This is a genomic window from Cupriavidus plantarum, assembly GCF_905397285.1.
Lineage (GTDB): Bacteria > Pseudomonadota > Gammaproteobacteria > Burkholderiales > Burkholderiaceae > Cupriavidus > Cupriavidus plantarum.
Genome location: NZ_CAJPUX010000004.1, coordinates 220,659 through 237,206 on the forward strand (window position 1 = coordinate 220,659; position 16,548 = coordinate 237,206).

Genomic DNA, 16,548 nt, shown 5'->3' on the forward strand with positions numbered 1-16,548 from the left:
CGACTTATCGGGGGGCCTTATTGCGCCTTACCCGTCGTCATCGACTCCAGCACGCCATCGCGCCGGATCAGCCCGTGGAACAGGGCCGCCGCGAAGTGCAACAGCAACACCGCGAACAGCGCGAATGCGCCGACCGTATGCGCCTGCCGCAGGATGGCGTACAGGTGCGGATCATGCGGCAAGATCGGCGGGAGCTCGGTCTGCCCGAACAGGATGATCGGGAAGCCGCCCGCGGATTGCATGCCCCATCCCACCAGCGGCATGGCCAGCATCAGCGCATACAACGCGAGATGCGAAGCATGCGCGGCCACGCGTTGCAGCGCGGGCAGCGAAGCCGGCAGCGGCGGCGGGCGGTGCGTCAGCCGGTAGATCACCCGCAGCACGGCGAGGCAGAAAATTGCAATGCCGATTGGCCGATGCACGGTCAGCAATGCCGTATAGCGGTCCGACACCGTCGATACCATGCCGATGCCGATGAACAGCATCGACACGATCAACACCGCCATCACCCAATGCAGCGCGCGCGATACGAACGAGAAGCCCTGGACGTCGTTGCTCATGATTTACCTCCAGTCTTCACTTCGGTTTCGGTGACCGCGCTCGGCGGCTTGGCGCCGCGCTCTTCCTCGCGCAGCAGGAACGAGCGGGCATAGGCGGCCGACCGCGCGCTCGGGATGGCATCGGCCGACGTGGTAATGCCCGCGGGCAGCACGGTCGGATCGAACGTGATGTCGGTGCAGGTGGCACCGGCACTGTCCTCGCTCACGAGCTTGTCGAGCGTGACGGTTCCGATGTCGATGTGCTTGCGCTCTTCCGGCCATGGGATGTCCGGCCGCACGGGATCGCTGGCCTGCCCGATCGTCACGATCAACTTCCACTTCAGCGGCTGCGCCGCGTCCTTGATCAACGCATCGAACAGGTAGTTCTTGTCCGGCTGCTGCGGACCGAGCGGTGCAAAGGCCTGTTCCGGCACCACCGACCAGCGCACCGGCACCGACGCGCCCTCGCGGTTCACGAACAGGAACGTATTCAGGCCGTTGTAGGTCGCGTTCGCAAACCCGGACGAAGCCTGCCGCTTGCCCACGATACCGACCGCCTTCAGAAAGTCCGGATGCGCGGCGACGAACGCCTTCATCTTCTCGGGATCGGGCTTGCCCGTCTTGGGATCCGGCACGCCCGTCATCATCTGCGCATAGAACGCGTCCACGTCTGCGAACGGGAAGACGGGAATATCGATCATTGCCATGCGCCATTCCTCGGCGCCCGTGGGATCGATCTGCAAGGCAAGGCTGCGGATCAGGCCCGGTGCGTCAGGCACATACGGCATGCCACCCGCAAAGGCGAAGCGGCCCACCACCGGATACTTCCCCGGCGCGAGCAGCCTGGCCCGGCTGTATTCCGTGCCGGCGCCGGTGCTCTCGAACCAGCCCACGGCGCAGACGCCCTTCGCATGGTTGCGGCGGAAACCGATGTGCTTGCCGGCCGTCGCCTCGAAACCGTCGACGACGCGATGCGGCGACAGCCGCTCCGGTGTCAGCCAGCCGCCCGTGTACGCGAATGCGCCGGCCAGGCACAACGTCGCCAGGCCGATCACGCCGAAGCGGACCGCCAGCGCGCCGGGGCCGAGTCTGGGTGGAAGCCCGGAGGGATTCCGCTTGTCTTGGTCCATGGTCACTCCTGCTGTATGCACAGCAACTTGATTTTGTGGGGGTGGCGACGGAACAATCGCCACCTTGGCAAGGTATGCCAAGGGGCGAAAGGAAACCATCCGACGATGGCTTGCCGCATCCGAATTTTTGGCTTGGTTCGCCTATACGTTTGTATAGGACAAGAATGTGCGTTTGAAGGAAGAAACGACGAATCAGACCAGCGCCGCACCGCCGTCAAGGTGCAGCGTCGCGCCATTCATGAAGCCGTTGGTCATGAGGAAGACCACGCCCGCCGCGGCTTCTTCCGCCGTGCCGAGGCGGTGCAGCGGCAGTTGCTGCGTCAGCGCATCGACGTAGGCATCGCGGCCGGCCCCCAGGGTGCGGGCGAGCAGCGGGGTATCGATCGGCCCAGGGGACAGCGTGTTCACGCGTAACGGCGCCAGTTCGAGGGCGAGTCCGCGGGCGAAGGCTTCCATCGCAGCGGAAGCAGCGGCCAGCACGGCCGTGCCGTAGGCGTTGGGCCGATCGGCAAGCACGCCGGAGATCAAGGTCACCGATCCATGCTTGTCGAGGCGATCCCCTAATGCGCGGATGGCGTGCACAGCGGCCCAGATGCGTTCGTCGAACGCGCCCTGCAGATGACCGATATCGGCTTCCCGGATCTTGCCCGCCACGAAGGTGCCTGCCAGCAGGACGAGGTGGTCGACATGCGGAATGTCAGTGAGCGCCCGCTCGATATCCGCGGCCGAGCGCACGTCACCGGCGCGCCAGCCTTCAAAGCCATGCTGCTCGGCGAGACGCTGTGCCGTCTCCGCATCGCGGCCGACGATGACGACATGGGCACCGAGCGCCCTGGCCTGAATGGCCGCCGACAGGCCGATGCCCGACGTGCCGCCGATGATGACGGCGCGTTGGCCGTCGAGGCGTTGCGCCTTTGATTGGGTCCGGTTCTGGGCCTGGTTCTGAGCCTGGTGCGGGGGCTGAGAAAGTTCGAGGGTGTTCATCGCTAATCTCCGATGTTGGGGAAGACGCCGGGAAAACGCGATTACGGCGTCGTTGGAGAAGATCGTAGATTGAAGCGCCCTCCTTGAAAATCCGGCCAGCATTCGCTTTAATAGTGCCGTCATGGAACAAATTGGCATTGAACGACTGACCGGACTGCTCGCCTTCGCCCGTGCCGCGTCGCTGGGCAGCTATACCGCTGCCGCGCGATCGCTCGCGGTGTCGCCGTCCGCGGTCAGCAAGAGCATCCAGCGGCTTGAACAGAATTTCGGGCTGCGCCTGTTCCATCGGACCACACGATCGCTGACGCTGACCGCGGAAGGCCGCGATCTGCTCGAGCGCGCGCAGCGTCTGCTGCGCGACGCCGAAGAGATCGAGCAGGCGGTGGTCGCCGCGCGCGCCGAGCCGGCGGGCACGCTCAAGATCGCCGCGGCCCTGCCCATTGGCGTCAATATCCTCGCGCCCGCACTGCCCGCGTTCCGCGCGCGGTTCCCGAAGGTCGTCGTGGATCTGCGGCTGGGCGACCAGTACGTCGACCTCGTCGAGGAAGGCATCGACGTGGCCATCCGCGTCGGCGATCCGGGCGACTCGCGCCTGATCTCGCGCCATCTGGCGCCGCACAGGGTGGGGCTCTTTGCCGCGCCGTCTTACCTCGCGCGGCGTGGCATCCCGACGGGTCCGGAAGATCTCATGCACCACGAGTGCGTGAATTTTCGCTACCAGCGCACCGGGCAGGAAGCCGCATGGCCGTTCCGCTCGGCCGATCGCATCGGGGACTATCGGCCGAACGCGGGATTGATCATGGACGTTAGCGACGCGGTGGTCGCCGCGCTCGCCGCCGGCGGGGGCATCGGACTGTCCGCCACCTACGTTGCGGCCAGCCGCGTGAAGCATGGTGAGCTCGTGCCCGTCCTGCACGCATTCTCGCAGGACCGGTTTCCGATCACCGCGCTCTGGCCCGAGAGCCGGCGCGGCAACCCGACGGTCAAGGCGTTCGTGGCGTTTCTGTCCGAGGTCTTCCCCTCACCGACGCCGTGGGACAGCTTGGTCAGTGCCGCGGCGGCAACGCTTCATTCCTCGAACGTCCCCTGATACTCCGGCGCGGCGTCCGAGCGCGTGTTCAGTTCGAACATCACACCGCCCGGTTCACGACAGAAGAAGCGCGAGCCGCGGCCGTTGTTGAAGATGCCGGTCTCCAGCTGCACGCCTTCGGACCGGAACGTGTCGTACAGCGCCTGCAGGGCTTCCAGCGTCGGAAGTTCGAAGCCCGCGTGGAAATTACGCGGCCATTCGGGGCGATAGTCGCTCGCGTGGTCGATCACCACGTCGAAGCCCTGCCGCTTGATGATGTACGACTGTTCCCAACGCCCGGCAATGCTGAAGCCGAGATAGCGTTCGAAGAACTGTGCCGTCGCGGCGGTGTCCGCGGAGGGGAAGCTCAGATGGTTGAGCTTCATGGTCTGCATGATATGAGTGTCGGTCATCGTGATCGCTCTGGATGATGGCGCGAAGGCGGGATGCCGTCGCTGCACGATGACTTGAGAATATAAGCAATTGCTCATATTTCGTACTCGCATGACCGCGCCGACGCGATGGCCCCGAAAACCCCGATACGTCATGCGTTTTGTGATGCGCGACCCGATCGCCGCGCACCCGCTGCTCACATTCTCGCGCGCGAACCGCGGGACAGATAGCCAAAGACCGCCGCCCGCAGCCGTATCTCGAGATCGTGTATGTCCTGCTCACCCCGCTCGCCCGCCGCATCCACCATGCCGCGAATCATCGCGAGCAAGTCGCCCGCCGCAACGTCCGGTTTGGGGTGCGCGGGTGCCGCGCGCCGGACGATGGTCAGCACCAATTGCTCGATCTCCGCCTTCGAGACCTCGCCCTGGATCGCGGGCCGCCCTTCTTCGATATCGAGCAGCCGTGCCAGCCGTGGCCGTTGCAGTTGCTGCCGGGCGCAAGCGCCGATCAGGTATTCGAGCGCGGCCTTGCCGCTGCGCATCCCGAGGGCCGCGGCCATGTCGTCATGAAACGCCCGCGACTCGCGCCGGATCAGCGCGACGGTGAGCGCGTCCTTGCCGGGGAAATATTGATAGAGCGAGCCAATGCTGACGCCGGCGCGCTGGGCCACCGCGTTGGTATTGAAGCCTTCGAAGCCATGCTGCTCCAGCACCTGCGCGGCCGCCTCCACGATCGCGGCAACCGTCTCTTCAGCGCGTCCCTGCGTTGGCGCCTTGCGCGGCCGCAGCGCCTGTTTCGATGCCCGCGTGGCCATGGATCAATCGTTGTCGAGGATCGGACGCAATTGCGTAAAGTCGTTCGGATAGTACGGCGGCACGGCGTCCGGATTTTTCTTGCGCGCGAGGTCGACGAAGCGTCGATCGGCTTCAAAGACGAGCATGACTTCGTGCTTGCGGATGCCCAGGGCCTGCGCGCGCTCGAGGTCGCGAATGCTTTTTGCGCGATACGCGATGGTGCGCATCAGCAGGTCGTAGAGCACCTTGGGGCGCCGCGCGATCGCCTCCTGCACCGCCTCCTCTTCCTTCTTCAGCAGGCGCGTCCATAATCGCGACGTCTTGAGCCCCTCCGTGTGCTCCGCCATGGAGGCGAGCTGTGTCTTCTGCAGCGTGGCGTCGAACGGCACGCCGGTCTCGGTCAGATAGTGCTGGAGTTCCACCACGTCCAGATCGAGCAGCCGCGTGTGCGTGGGTCGGTTCGCTGGCGTCGGCACGTAGTTGATGTCCGTCCAGTTCGACGGGAATGCCGCGAGCTTCTCGAAGGTTTCACGCCATTCGTCATACTCCCGCCAGCGCCATTCGCGATTCTTGAAAAAGCGCTCGTAGCCGCGCGTGAAGTACCCGCCGAGGTTCAGGCCGTCGCTGCCGCTCTCCTTGACCAGCAGCAGCAGTTCGGCCACGTCGTCCTGCGACAGGCCCTCAACCGTGGCCATGACTTCCGCGTAGACGCGGTCGTACGCGCTCTTGGGCATGCTCACGATCGGCGGCGCCGGGCGTGCCGCGGCCGTTCGCGCGACCGGTGCCGGCGCGGACGCGGCGCCCGCGGTACGCCCGCGCGCCTTTTTCGCTCTCCGTTTTTTCAGGAAATTCAGGAAACTCATCGACTACGGCCCTCTGACGCCTCTGCCTGCTCGGCAACTATTTTCTCAGATACTCTAACGCGTCTTGCCCATGAAAAAAGCCATGCCCTTGCGAGCATGGCTTGTTTTCGTGAGAAAACCGGGCGGTGAGCGGCTGACGGTGGGCTCTATGCCCCGCCGCCGGCACGCCGGACGCAGTCAGTCGAGGGAGATCTTGCCCGCCTTGACGATCTCCGCGTAGCGCACGGTATCGCGCTCGATCCGCTTGCGGAACTCGTCGGACGTGCCGCCGACGGGCACGAAGCCGAGGTCCGTCAGCTTCTTCGCGACGTCCGGGCTCGCCGTCGCCGCGGCGATTTCCTTCGCCATGCGGTCCACGATCGGCTGCGGCGTGCCGGCCGGCGCCAGCAGGCCCGTCCACGAGCTCATGACGAAGCCCGGGAAGCCCGCTTCCTCCATCGTCGGGATATTCGGTTCGCCGGGCCAGCGCTTGGCCGACGCCACCGCGAGCACGTTGATCTTGCCGGACTTCACATGCGGCATCGGCACGAGCAACGGGTCGAATGCGACCGACACCTCGCCCGAAACCAGGGCGGGCAGGATCGGCGCACTGCCGTTGTACGGGACGTGCGTCATCTTGACCTTCGACTCCATCGCCAGGCGTTCGCCGGTCAGATGCGCCGAACTGCCGATGCCGCTCGAGCCGAACGTCAGCGTGTCCGGATGCTTCCTGCCATAGGCCACCAGTTCGCCGACGGTCTTCACCGGCACCTTCTTGCTCGCGAACAGGAACAGTGGCAGCTCGGCCATCTCCGCGACGGGCACGAGGTCCGAGGGCTTGTAGCTCAGCTTCGAATACAGCGACATGTTGGCGCTATACGCGGCCAGCACCGAAACGAAGGTGTAGCCGTCCGGCGCGGAGCGCGCGGCCACACCGACACCCAGCGTGCTGTTCGCGCCGGGCTTGTTCTCGATGATGATCGGCTGGCCGAGACTCTGCGCCACCTTCTCGAACACCACGCGCGACACCGTATCGGTGGAACCGCCTGGCGTATAAGGCACGATGACCTTGATGGGCTTGCCGGGCCAGGCGTCGGCCGCAACCGCGGGAATGGACGCGGCGCCCGCGAGAAGCGCCGCGAAAATGCTGGCCACCGTGGCAGCGCGGGAAAGGGTAATGCTCAAGTTTGTCTCCGGATGTCTTATGTTGCCGCTTGATAGGGCGGCATCATTATGACGGCCGGAAATGGCCCAAATGTCGGGACAAACCATGAATCGGCGGTACCCCACGCCATGCGGTGTGCGATTGCCGGTCAGCGAAGGGGCGTAGTTCCGCGATGCGAGACAAGCGCCAGTGCTACCCCTTCAGGGCCTTCGCTTCGAGATTCCAGAGCTTGCGATCGCTGGTGGAGATCGCCACCGCGCCGTGCGCCAGCGCCGTCACGATATCGCCCTTGTTGCAGACGAACCCCGAAGTGACGATCGGCGGCAGCGCCTTGCGGTCGGCTTCCGGCAAATGCGGCAGCATGGGCGCGGGCATCAGTTGCACGAGGTTGGGGTCGCTCTGCTCCAGCGCCTTCACGCTGCGCGGCCATGTCGAGCGGTCGGTCACGAAGACCTTCTGCATCGTCACCATGTTCGCGCGATTGGCGCGCTGGATGGTGGCCACGCGCGTGGAAACCAGGCTGACGACGCCGATGTCGGCCAGGTACTCGACGCCGCCCTTGTCCTGCGACAGTCCTTCGCAACTGTCGATATTGACGATCGCATACTTGCCGGCCCGTGTGAGTGTGGCGATCACGGGCTGCAGCTTGCGGAGATCGACATTGGCCACGATCGAGACTTCCGCCTCGCTGTCGACGAAGGCGTCGATCTGCTCCGTGCCGTACAGCGTGGCAATGACCGGATGTCGTGTCAGGCGGGCGCCGAGAGACCTGTCCATGGTTACTTCTTGACTTCGTTGGCGAGCACGTCGGTGAGGCCGAGCTTGCCGGGGTTGAGGATGTTCTGCGGATCTAGCGCGCGCTTCACCGTCTCCAGCACGGAGAAGGCGGTGTCGAGCGAAGGTGCCATGTAAGGCGCGCGCAGCAGGCCGATACCGTGGTGATGGCTCAACGCGGCATTGTATTGGATCAACACCGCATTGGCGGCGTCCCACGCCTGCCGGTACCACTTTTGCCGGTCTTCCACGGCTACGTCCCCGCGCAGCGAGAAATACAGGCACGCGCCATCGACATAGGCGTGCGACTGATGCGCCGATCCTGCGAGCGTTCCCGGCACCGCGTTAATGGCCGCCACCACGGCATCGTAGATTGCGGGCAGATCGCGCCACGGCCCGGCCATCTCGAGCGTATCCGCCACAAAGCCCGGACTGCGCTTGAACCCTTCGGCGCTCTTGCCCGTGAGATACCGCGTGTCCAGCCACCGCTCGAAGATCGTATCGCCATCGAGCTTGTCGCCGAGTTCCGCGCACACGCGCTCGCTGATGGCCAGCACCGCGTCGACCATCTCGCGCGGCCCCTCGTCGGCGATCAGCAGGACGTTGCTCTCGGGCAGGCCGAACTGCACGCCGCTCTCGAGCGCATCGTAGAGCCGCAGCGCCGCCGGGTTCGCCCCCCTCTGCATGATCTCGCGGCAGGCCTCCAGGCCGATCGCGAAGGACTTGAAGCCGTAGGCGATCGCGCGCCCATAATCGGGCAGGCGATGGAGCCTGAGGCGCGCGCGCACGATCACGCCGAGCGTGCCCTCGGAGCCGATGAACATCTGCTGGAGGTCCGGACCGAGGGCCGCGCGCGGATAGCCGCCGACGGTGATCAGCCGGCCATCGGCCAACACCACGTCCATGCCAACGACCATGTCCTCGATTTTCCCGTAGCGCGTGGACAACTGCCCCGCGCCGCGGCAGGCGATCCATCCGCCGACGGTGCTGATGGCGAACGACGATGGCCAGTGGCCCATCGTCATGCCGAATTCCTGCTGGATGGTCTCCTCGAAAATGTCGCCGAACATGCCTGCTTCCACTTCGACGATCTGGCTGTCGCGATCGAAGCCCAGCATGCGGTTGAGCTCGCACACATCGAGCACGATACCGCCCCGCAAGGGCAGCGCGGCACCGGTCACGTTACTGCGTCCCGCCGATACGGTGACGGGGATGGCCCGCGCGTTCGCGATGCGCATCACGGCCTGGACCTGCTCCACCGTCGATACGCGCACGATCGCGCCGCGGGGCGTGGCGGGCCTGCCGCCCGTCTCCGTCATCATCGAACCGGCCCACCAGTCGCGCGTCCATTTGACCACGTCGCTCGTATTCGTCAGCACCTCATCGGCGGTTGTGCGCAAGGCGTCGAGCGTGGCGTCGTCGATGCGCACGGCGTCGCGTTGCAGGCCCGGCACATCGGGCGCCTCGGCGATGGTCGTCGCGAAGTGCGGAGGCGTATGGGCACCCACTACGTAGTTGCGGCGGTTGTAGCCGCGTTTGATGGCTTCCTTGCTGATCATGCTGCTTCTCCCATGAGTACGGATTTTTCGAGGGCGACGGCGGACAGGTAGTCGCTGACCTGCCGTGCGACGGCCGCCTCGGACACACCGAGTTCGGCCTGGAGGATCTGGGCCACGCGCGGCGCCGCGCGCGCCGAAGCATCGCGTGCCATCAACCGGGCGCGGATGCGGCGGGACAAGACGTCATCGACGGTGCAGGCCATCTCGTGACGGACTGCATAGACGATCTCCGCTTCCGTGTGCGGGAGACCGTCGACAAGGGGGCGCGCCAGCGATGGATCGGCCTGCAGGATGTCGCTGACGAAACGGGCCTCGGTGCCATAGCGTTCGCCGAGATGCGCGGACATGCCGCCCGACGCGACGATCGCCTGCGGGTCGTAGCCCGCCGCGCCGAGCAGATACGCCGACTTCGTCCGGCACTTCGCGCGCTTGCCGATGACCTTCTCCGCCGCATCAATGGTCTGCTCGGCCATATGCCGCGACGTCGTGAGTTTGCCGCCGACGATCGTCACGAGTCCGTCCGGGGCCACATGGATCTCGTGATTGCGCCTGATTTCGAGCGTCTTGCCGCCAGGCGGCGCGACTAGCGGCCGGCAGCCGGCGATGCTGCCGACGACGTCTTCCGGCTGCAGGTCGGTTCTTAGCGCGGAACGCGCGCCCGCGAGCAGGAAGTCGAGCTCCTCCCGCGTGCACATGACATTGTCGAGGTCGCCTTCGTAGTCTTCGTCGGTAGTGCCGAGGTACGACACGTTGCCCCACCGCGTGATGGTTGCGCGGCGGCTGCGGCCGGGCACGGGAATCGTGACCGTGCAATCGTTGCGGATCTTGAGCCACGGCACCGCCACGTGCACGCCCTTGGCCGGCCGCACGTGCAGCGTCTTCTCCTCGTTCTTGCGGCCGCCGGTCCAGTCGCGCAGCCACACACCCGTGGCCATGATGACCACGCCCGCGCGCACGCGCAGTTCACGGCCATCCGCATGCACGATGGCGCCATCGACCTTGCCGTGACCGTCACGCGTGATCTCTATCACGCGCGCATGGTTGGCCACGGCGGCGCCGTGGAACGCGGCCGTGCGCGCGATATTGAGGGTCAGGCGCGCATCGTCAACGCGGGCATCGAAGTACATGAAGCCGCCCTTCAGATGCTCCTCGTTGAACGTTGGACAGTGCGACAGCACCTCTGCCTTGGTAAGCCGCTGGTGGAGAATGCCCTCACGCCAGCCGCCCGCGAGGTCATAGGTCCACAGCAGGCCTTCGAAAGCTTTGGCAAGACGTTTGTCGAACACGCCGTCGCGTTCCAGGATCGGCAGCAGAAACGGCAAACGCTGCACGAGGTGACGCGCGTTGCGCCGCAGCCGCTGGCGTTCCAGCAGCGAATGCCGCACGAGCCCGAGATTGCCCTGCTCGATATAGCGAAGGCCGCCGTGCACCATCTTCGAGGACTTGGAGGACGTGCCGGACGCGAAATCGCTCTTCTCGACGAGCGCCACGCGATAGCCGCGCAGGCTTGCATCGAGCGCCGCATAGGCGCCCGTCACCCCGCCGCCGACGATGAGCACGTCGAACGTATCGCTCTCCAGGCGCCGGAGTTGTTCCTCCCGAACCAGCCTCAGCGGTTCGGTGCGCGTCATCTCGGCGCGTTCGCGGCTTGCGCCGCGGGATGGCAGAACCATCATGTTGCGAGTCTCTCCTGATGGGTCAATGCGCGGTGGACGCTTGCGCGCCACGCACATGGTTGAGTTCCGAGGCGACGCGCGCATGCCAAAGCGCGCGCCGGGCGGCACGTTCGTCCTCGCCGATCGCGGGCATGAACGTGGCATCGGGCGCCGTAGTGGTACGGGCCTGCTGCAGCGAGTCCCATAACAACCCGGAGCCGCCCGCGAGATAAGCAATCCCGCGCAAGCTGGCGCGATCGCTCTCCCGCATACGATGGATGGGCAGGCCCGTGAGATCGGCCTGCATCTGCAGCAGGGGATCGCTGGCCGACAGCCCGCCGCCGACCACGAGTTCCGTGACCGGCACACCGGCCATGTCGCGATTGGCTTCGATGCATGACGCGACCGAATGCGCCACGCCCTCCAGGATCGCGAAGGCAAGCTCGGCCTGCGTCGTGGACATCGACATGCCGTTGATCGTCGCGCGCGCGTCGGGCGTCATGCTTGGCACGCGCAGCCCCGTGAGTGCCGGAATGAACGTCACACCGCGCGAGGTGTTGACGGTGGCGGCGAGCGCGCTGATCTGCCGCGCGTCGTCGAACCAGTGCATGCGGTCGCAGATCCAGTTCAGCGCGGATCCCGTCGTCGCGACGAAGGTCTCCACCGAGAAGTGCGACACCCCCTCGACACGGCGCGCGGTCATCGTCAGCGTGCTGTCGGACTGGCCGCAGCGCGATGGCAATTGAGGACCGGTGACGAGATCGACGAAGCTGCCCGTGCCGTGCAGGCACATCGATTGCCCGGCATCGAGGCACCCAAGGCCCACCGCGCCCGCGAGCTGATCGCCCGCGCACGCGAGAATCGGGACATCGATGCCCAGCACGTCGGCGCGCGTCCGACCGAAGTCGTCCGCATCCTGATGCAGCGCCGGCAGCAGTTCGCGCGGAAAGCCCACCGCGTCGACCCAATCCTGAAGATACCGATGCTCGCCGAGCACATAGGCGCTGCATGACGTGGCATTGGTCGGCGTGGTCATGCACGCGCGCGCGGTGGACAGATGCCAGAGCAGCCAGCTATCCACCGTACCGAATGCGAGGCGTCGCGCCGCCCATGCTTCCGCTACAGCGGGCGTCTCCCGCAGATGCCGCGCGGCCCACAGATATGGCGAGCGTACGCCCACGGGCCGGCCTACGGATGCGCGCAGCGGCGCGTCCCACGTGGCGGCCAATCGGTCGAGTTCGCTGGCATAGCGCGTGTCCTGCCAAACCATCGCGGGTACCAGCGCGCGACCGGTTTGCATGTCCCACAGGATGGCCGTCGCGCGCTGCGTGGCGATGGCCATCGCGATCACGTTGAAGTTCTCGCGCGCGGCCTGCGCGAGAGTCGCTCGGCAAACGGCGATGGTCTTCTCCAGCAGCACGTTTGCATCCTGCTCGACCACGCCGGGACGCGGCGACTCGACCTGCAGGGTCGTGTACTCGAGGCACGACACATGCCCGTCGGCGGCAACGACCGCGGCTCGTGTGCCCGACGTGCCCTCGTCGATCGCAAGGATGACGTTCGTCTTGTCGCTCATGTGCGGGTCTTTTCGATAATGGGGTTCATGAAACCGGCCCCATCGCGGGCATCGCCGCGGAACTGCGGGGCGTTGGCTTCGTTGTCGGGATGAATGGCCGTGCGCGTCGGGTCCCAGCGGATCGCGAAACAGATGATGCTGGCGATGAACGGCACGACGGACAGGATGAGGAACGTGGTCTCCAGACCGTACTTCGCGCGGAAGATCGGGAACACGAGCAGGCCGAGCGCGGCGCCGATCGAACCAAGCGCGCCGATTACGCCATTAGCGCCTGCGCGCAGTTCGCTGCGGAACGACAGCGACGACAGGCTCTTGCCATTGGCACCGGGACCGCCGGAGTGAAACAGGATGAACAGCGACGGTACGACGACCGCGAGCCACGTCGGCATGCGGCCATTGAACAGGCCCAGCGTCAGCAGCATGACGAACACCGCGGCGAAGCCGATCGCCGAGGCACGGCGCAGACCGAGCTTGCGGCCGATCAGCGGCGACAGGAAGCCCCCGAAAATGCCGCAGACGTTGAACACCAGCGCGCCGATCGTCGCGTAAACGAAGTCCTTGCCGAACAGCGCGGCGCTGATCAGCGGGAGATACCACCCGATGCCGAAGTACTGGATCGACTGGCCGATCTGCACCGTCGCCGCCAGGATCGTGCGCGGCAGATAGATGCCGCGGAAGATCAGCAGCACATTGGCGAGCCCGCGACGCGCAAGGTTGGTGACCGGAATGCGCTCGGATTGCGGCGCGGCGGCAAACGGGCGGCCATAGATGCGCGTCATCGCCACGGCCGCAGCTTCAAGGCGCTCCTTGCGGGCGAGCCACGTCGGGCTCTCCACGAGGAACAGCGCCTGCAGCACGAGGATCAGCGCCCCAAACACGGCCGTGGCCGCCACCGAGTAGCGCCAGATGGTGTCGCCGACATTCCAAGAATAGAACACCAGGGCGAGCACGAGGTTCAGGCACACCGCCGTGTACCACATCCCCTGCCACGTGTTGAGACGGCTCTTGAGCTTGACCGGCGTGAACTCGGCGAGCACCGCCATCGCGATGGCGAAGTCGATGCCGTAGGCGGCACCAACGAAGAACCGGCCCACGAGGATCATCTCGAAGTCGGGCGCGAACACGACCAGCAGCGCACCCGTGACGGCAAAGATCTTGGCGAGAATCAGCGATCTTGGCGAGAATCAGCGGCCTGACGCGGCCCCACCGGTCGGCCATCCAGCCGCCGATCGGATTGAACGCGATGGCGACCCACGACGCAAACGAAGTGAGCAGCGCGACCTGCGATGGCTCCAGCCGCAGGTTACGCGTCATCGGGCCGAGGCCCGCGCTCAATGCCGAATTGGAGAATGCGTCGAGGAACAGCCCGCCGAGCGCCAGCCACCAGATCACGGCGGCGCGGCCTTGGATACCAGGACAGGAGTCGATGAAAGCGATGACATCGTCGATGCCACGCAGCTTGATGGGCGGCTTGGATGCCGCTGATGATGACGGCGATGCCGAATCATAGGCAGAGGGTTGCACGGCGGTCTCCTTATCGTTGTTCTGTAAGAGGCCGCAGCAAACCGCACGCGCTATGAGACCATCTTACAGATGGTCTCTTATCTAGATCTGCCAGCGCAATTTAAGCGCTGGACAATCGACTGTCAACCGGGAAAACCCGCCCTACGTCTTCGCTCCCTTCCGCAACATCCGGCTGTACGAGATCAGCATCTTCGCGAATTCGCCGGTGATCGGCGGGAGCGGTACCGCGGTGCGCTGCACGAGGCAGAGGTCGGCGGGTGGAATGGTTTCGGCGATCTTGATTTCGCGCAGCGCGTCCTGAAAGCCTTCCTGTTCCAGGGTGATCCGCGGCGCGAGAAACAGCAGGTCGGTTCGCGATACGAGGTTCAGTGTGTCGTACAGCGACTCCACCGTGACGACGATGTTCGGGGTTTCCAGACCCGCATGGTGAAACAGGTCGACGAGCCGGTTCGACGGTAAGCCCGCCTGACCCGGTGGCCGCGTGTTGACCCACTCGCATTCCGCCAGCGACTTGATGCTGCGCGCCCGCTCCAGGGGGTGACCGACACGGCAGACGATCGCGGGTTCGGATTTGCCGAGGCGCGTGCTGGTCAGGTCCGTCACGTCGGTGCGGCGCGAGACGAGCGTCAGCGCGAAGTCGATGCGGCCCTCCCGGATACCGCTCAGCAGTGAACTGGCCGGGCCGCTCGCGAGGTGCACCGAGAACAATGGAAAGCGCTGGCGGAACGCGCGCAGCACCGGCGGGACGATGCGCGCGAACGCTTCCGACGAGACGCCCACGTTCATCGAGCCGACGAGGTTCCCCTGAAAGCTCTGGAACTCCTGCTCGGTGCGCTCGCATTCCCCGAGAATGATGCGCGAGCGCGCGAGCAGCGTTTCGCCCGGTCCCGTGAGCACGATCCCGCGATTACCGCGTGCGAACAGGCTGACGCCGAGCGAGGTCTCGAGCCGCTTGATCTGTTGCGTCAGGCCGCTCTGCGCGAGGTCGAGCGAACGCGCTGCCGCGCGGATGCTGCCGTGTTCGACGACGGCGGCGAACGCTCTCAACTGATCCAGGGTCATGACGGGAGACAGGCATTGGTGATCACTGCTCCGTAGTGAACACCGCGGGCGATCTCCCTGTCAAACCCGCGCCGCCACCTCCGGCAGCGTACCTCGCTCGCCCAGATCCCAGTAAAGCCCCGCCATGATGCGCAAGCCCTCGCGCGTGACCTCGGTCAGCATGTGCTCATCGGGCCCGTGTTGCGCGCAGGCGGGGTACGAGTGCGGAACCCAGATCGTGGGCAATCGCAGCACGTCGGCGAACACATCGTTGGGCAACGTCCCCGCCAGGTTCGGCAGGACGGCGGGCGGTGTGCCCGTGCTTGCCGCGATCGAATCCGAGGCCCATCGCACCCATGGATGTTCGACATCGAGCCGCGTCGCGGCGCCGCTCATCGTGATGCCGATCTCGACGTCGTCGAACCCGTGGGCATCGAGGTGACCGCGCAGGATGGGCTCCAGTTCCTCCCAGCGCGTGCCCACGACGAAACGCAACTGGCAGTGCGCCACGGCCGAGGGCGGAATGGCGTTGACGGGACGCTGCGGCGACCCCGCGCCCAGCGCCAGCACCTCGATCGTGTTCCACGCGACGAGCCGCTCGGCCGCAGACAGGCCGGGCTCGCCCCATTCGGGTGTGAACGGCGGATCGTCCTTGCCCCCGCCGAGTTCGAAGTCCGCCAGCGCGGCGCGCACGGCAGGGGGAATCTCCGGCGGCATCAGGTCGGGCACAAGCATGCGGCCCTGTGCATCGACGATCGTGGCCAGGGCGTTGGCGATCACCGTCGCGGGATTCGAGATGACGCCGCCCCAGTTGCCCGAGTGATAGGCCCGCTCGCGCGCCCGCATCGACAGCGTGAAGTTGACCATGCCGCGCGAGCCGAGGAACAGCGTCGGCCGTCCCGCCGCGACGCGCGGACCATCGCAGCCGATGAACAGGTCGGCGCGCAATGCCGCGGCATTGGCTTCGCAGAACTCGCGCAGGCCTGGCGACCCTGCCTCTTCGCCCATCTCCATCAATACGATCACGTTGTAGCCCAGCTTGCCACCGCGCGCGGCAAGCACCTGCTCGAGCGCCGCGAGATTGATCGTGTGCTGACCCTTGTTGTCGGCCGTGCCGCGTCCGTACCAGCGGTCGCCATCGGCGGTCAGCACCCACGGGCCCTGCCCCTTCCGCCAGCTGGGCTCCTGCCCATTGACGACATCGCCATGCCCGTAGGTGAGCACGGTCGGCGCGGCAACATCCTCCACGCGCTTCGCCACCAGGAACGGGCCGCCCGTCTCTACCGGGTTCGGCGAGACCGTGACCGTGAAGCCCAGGCGCTGGAGCCACGGCACGATCTCGGCGTCGAAATACTCGCCGAGCGTGGCGGGATCGGCGCCCAGATCGCTCTCCGAGCGAATGGCCACGCGGCGCGCGAGGTCGGTGAACAGGTGGCCGTCGTCAAGGTATCGGGTCGCTGACTGCAACGCTGCGGAACGTGTCATGGTTCGATCTCGAAAGGT

Annotated in this window: 14 protein-coding genes and 1 pseudogene; 1 reads left to right on the plus strand and 14 read right to left on the minus strand. The window is 65.9% G+C overall.

The genetic code is table 11. The features are described 5' to 3' along the window. Nucleotides 1-17: 17 nt before the first annotated feature. The 3 genes from KHP16_RS18595 to KHP16_RS18605 all read right to left on the minus strand — a co-directional run bounded on the left by KHP16_RS18595 (nt 18) and on the right by KHP16_RS18605 (nt 2,653). On the minus strand, nt 18-560 hold the full coding sequence (locus tag KHP16_RS18595; protein WP_109584485.1) for a cytochrome b: 543 nt from the start codon (nt 558-560) through the stop codon (nt 18-20). Then, complete coding sequence (locus KHP16_RS18600; RefSeq protein WP_109584484.1) at nt 557-1,669, minus strand: catalase family peroxidase; 1,113 nt, start codon at nt 1,667-1,669, stop codon at nt 557-559. Before KHP16_RS18600 ends, KHP16_RS18595 begins: the two co-directional genes overlap by 4 nt. A gap of 192 nt (nt 1,670-1,861) precedes the next feature. Continuing rightward, nucleotides 1,862-2,653 carry an SDR family oxidoreductase gene (locus KHP16_RS18605; protein WP_115955335.1) on the minus strand — a complete coding sequence of 264 codons (792 nt, stop codon included), beginning with the start codon at nt 2,651-2,653 and terminating at the stop codon, nt 1,862-1,864. Between the two features lie 121 nt (nt 2,654-2,774). Between KHP16_RS18605 and KHP16_RS18610 the strand changes: the two genes are divergently transcribed. Beyond that, the gene (locus KHP16_RS18610) at nt 2,775-3,743 is read left to right on the plus strand and encodes a LysR family transcriptional regulator (RefSeq protein ID WP_109584482.1); all 969 of its coding nucleotides are present in this window, start codon (nt 2,775-2,777) and stop codon (nt 3,741-3,743) included. On the opposite strand, the gene KHP16_RS18615 is transcribed toward KHP16_RS18610, so the two are convergent. The 11 genes and pseudogenes from KHP16_RS18615 to KHP16_RS18665 form a co-directional block, all read right to left on the minus strand. Next, the gene (locus tag KHP16_RS18615) at nt 3,722-4,135 is read right to left on the minus strand and encodes a VOC family protein (protein ID WP_211960875.1); all 414 of its coding nucleotides are present in this window, start codon (nt 4,133-4,135) and stop codon (nt 3,722-3,724) included. The genes KHP16_RS18610 and KHP16_RS18615 overlap by 22 nt on opposite strands. Nucleotides 4,136-4,311: 176 nt before the next feature. Further along, nucleotides 4,312-4,929 (minus strand): TetR/AcrR family transcriptional regulator, encoded by a 618-nt coding sequence (locus KHP16_RS18620; protein WP_109584481.1) that lies wholly within the window; start codon nt 4,927-4,929, stop codon nt 4,312-4,314. 3 nt (nt 4,930-4,932) lie between these two features. Then, nucleotides 4,933-5,649 carry a hypothetical protein gene (locus KHP16_RS18625; protein WP_167468518.1) on the minus strand — a complete coding sequence of 239 codons (717 nt, stop codon included), beginning with the start codon at nt 5,647-5,649 and terminating at the stop codon, nt 4,933-4,935. A gap of 300 nt (nt 5,650-5,949) precedes the next feature. Next, complete coding sequence (locus tag KHP16_RS18630; protein ID WP_415831225.1) at nt 5,950-6,906, minus strand: Bug family tripartite tricarboxylate transporter substrate binding protein; 957 nt, start codon at nt 6,904-6,906, stop codon at nt 5,950-5,952. A gap of 202 nt (nt 6,907-7,108) precedes the next feature. After that, nucleotides 7,109-7,693, minus strand: coding sequence for a glycerol-3-phosphate responsive antiterminator (locus KHP16_RS18635; RefSeq protein WP_115955341.1), 585 nt, complete (start codon nt 7,691-7,693; stop codon nt 7,109-7,111). 2 nt (nt 7,694-7,695) lie between these two features. Continuing rightward, nucleotides 7,696-9,249, minus strand: a complete 1,554-nt coding sequence (locus tag KHP16_RS18640) for an FAD-binding oxidoreductase (protein WP_115955343.1) — start codon at nt 9,247-9,249, stop codon at nt 7,696-7,698. Next, a complete protein-coding gene (locus tag KHP16_RS18645; RefSeq protein ID WP_109584476.1) occupies nt 9,246-10,925 on the minus strand; it encodes a glycerol-3-phosphate dehydrogenase/oxidase in 1,680 nt (559 codons plus the stop codon). Before KHP16_RS18645 ends, KHP16_RS18640 begins: the two co-directional genes overlap by 4 nt. A gap of 22 nt (nt 10,926-10,947) precedes the next feature. After that, entirely contained in the window at nt 10,948-12,480 is a 1,533-nt protein-coding gene (locus tag KHP16_RS18650; RefSeq protein WP_109584475.1) for an FGGY family carbohydrate kinase, read from the minus strand. Beyond that, nucleotides 12,477-13,944 (minus strand): annotated as a pseudogene (locus KHP16_RS18655) (MFS transporter). Before KHP16_RS18655 ends, KHP16_RS18650 begins: the two are co-directional and overlap by 4 nt. A gap of 201 nt (nt 13,945-14,145) precedes the next feature. Continuing rightward, nucleotides 14,146-15,066, minus strand: a complete 921-nt coding sequence (locus KHP16_RS18660; protein WP_109584474.1) for a LysR substrate-binding domain-containing protein — start codon at nt 15,064-15,066, stop codon at nt 14,146-14,148. A gap of 60 nt (nt 15,067-15,126) precedes the next feature. Then, entirely contained in the window at nt 15,127-16,530 is a 1,404-nt protein-coding gene (locus KHP16_RS18665) for a M20 family metallopeptidase (protein ID WP_211960877.1), read from the minus strand. Nucleotides 16,531-16,548 lie beyond the last annotated feature (18 nt).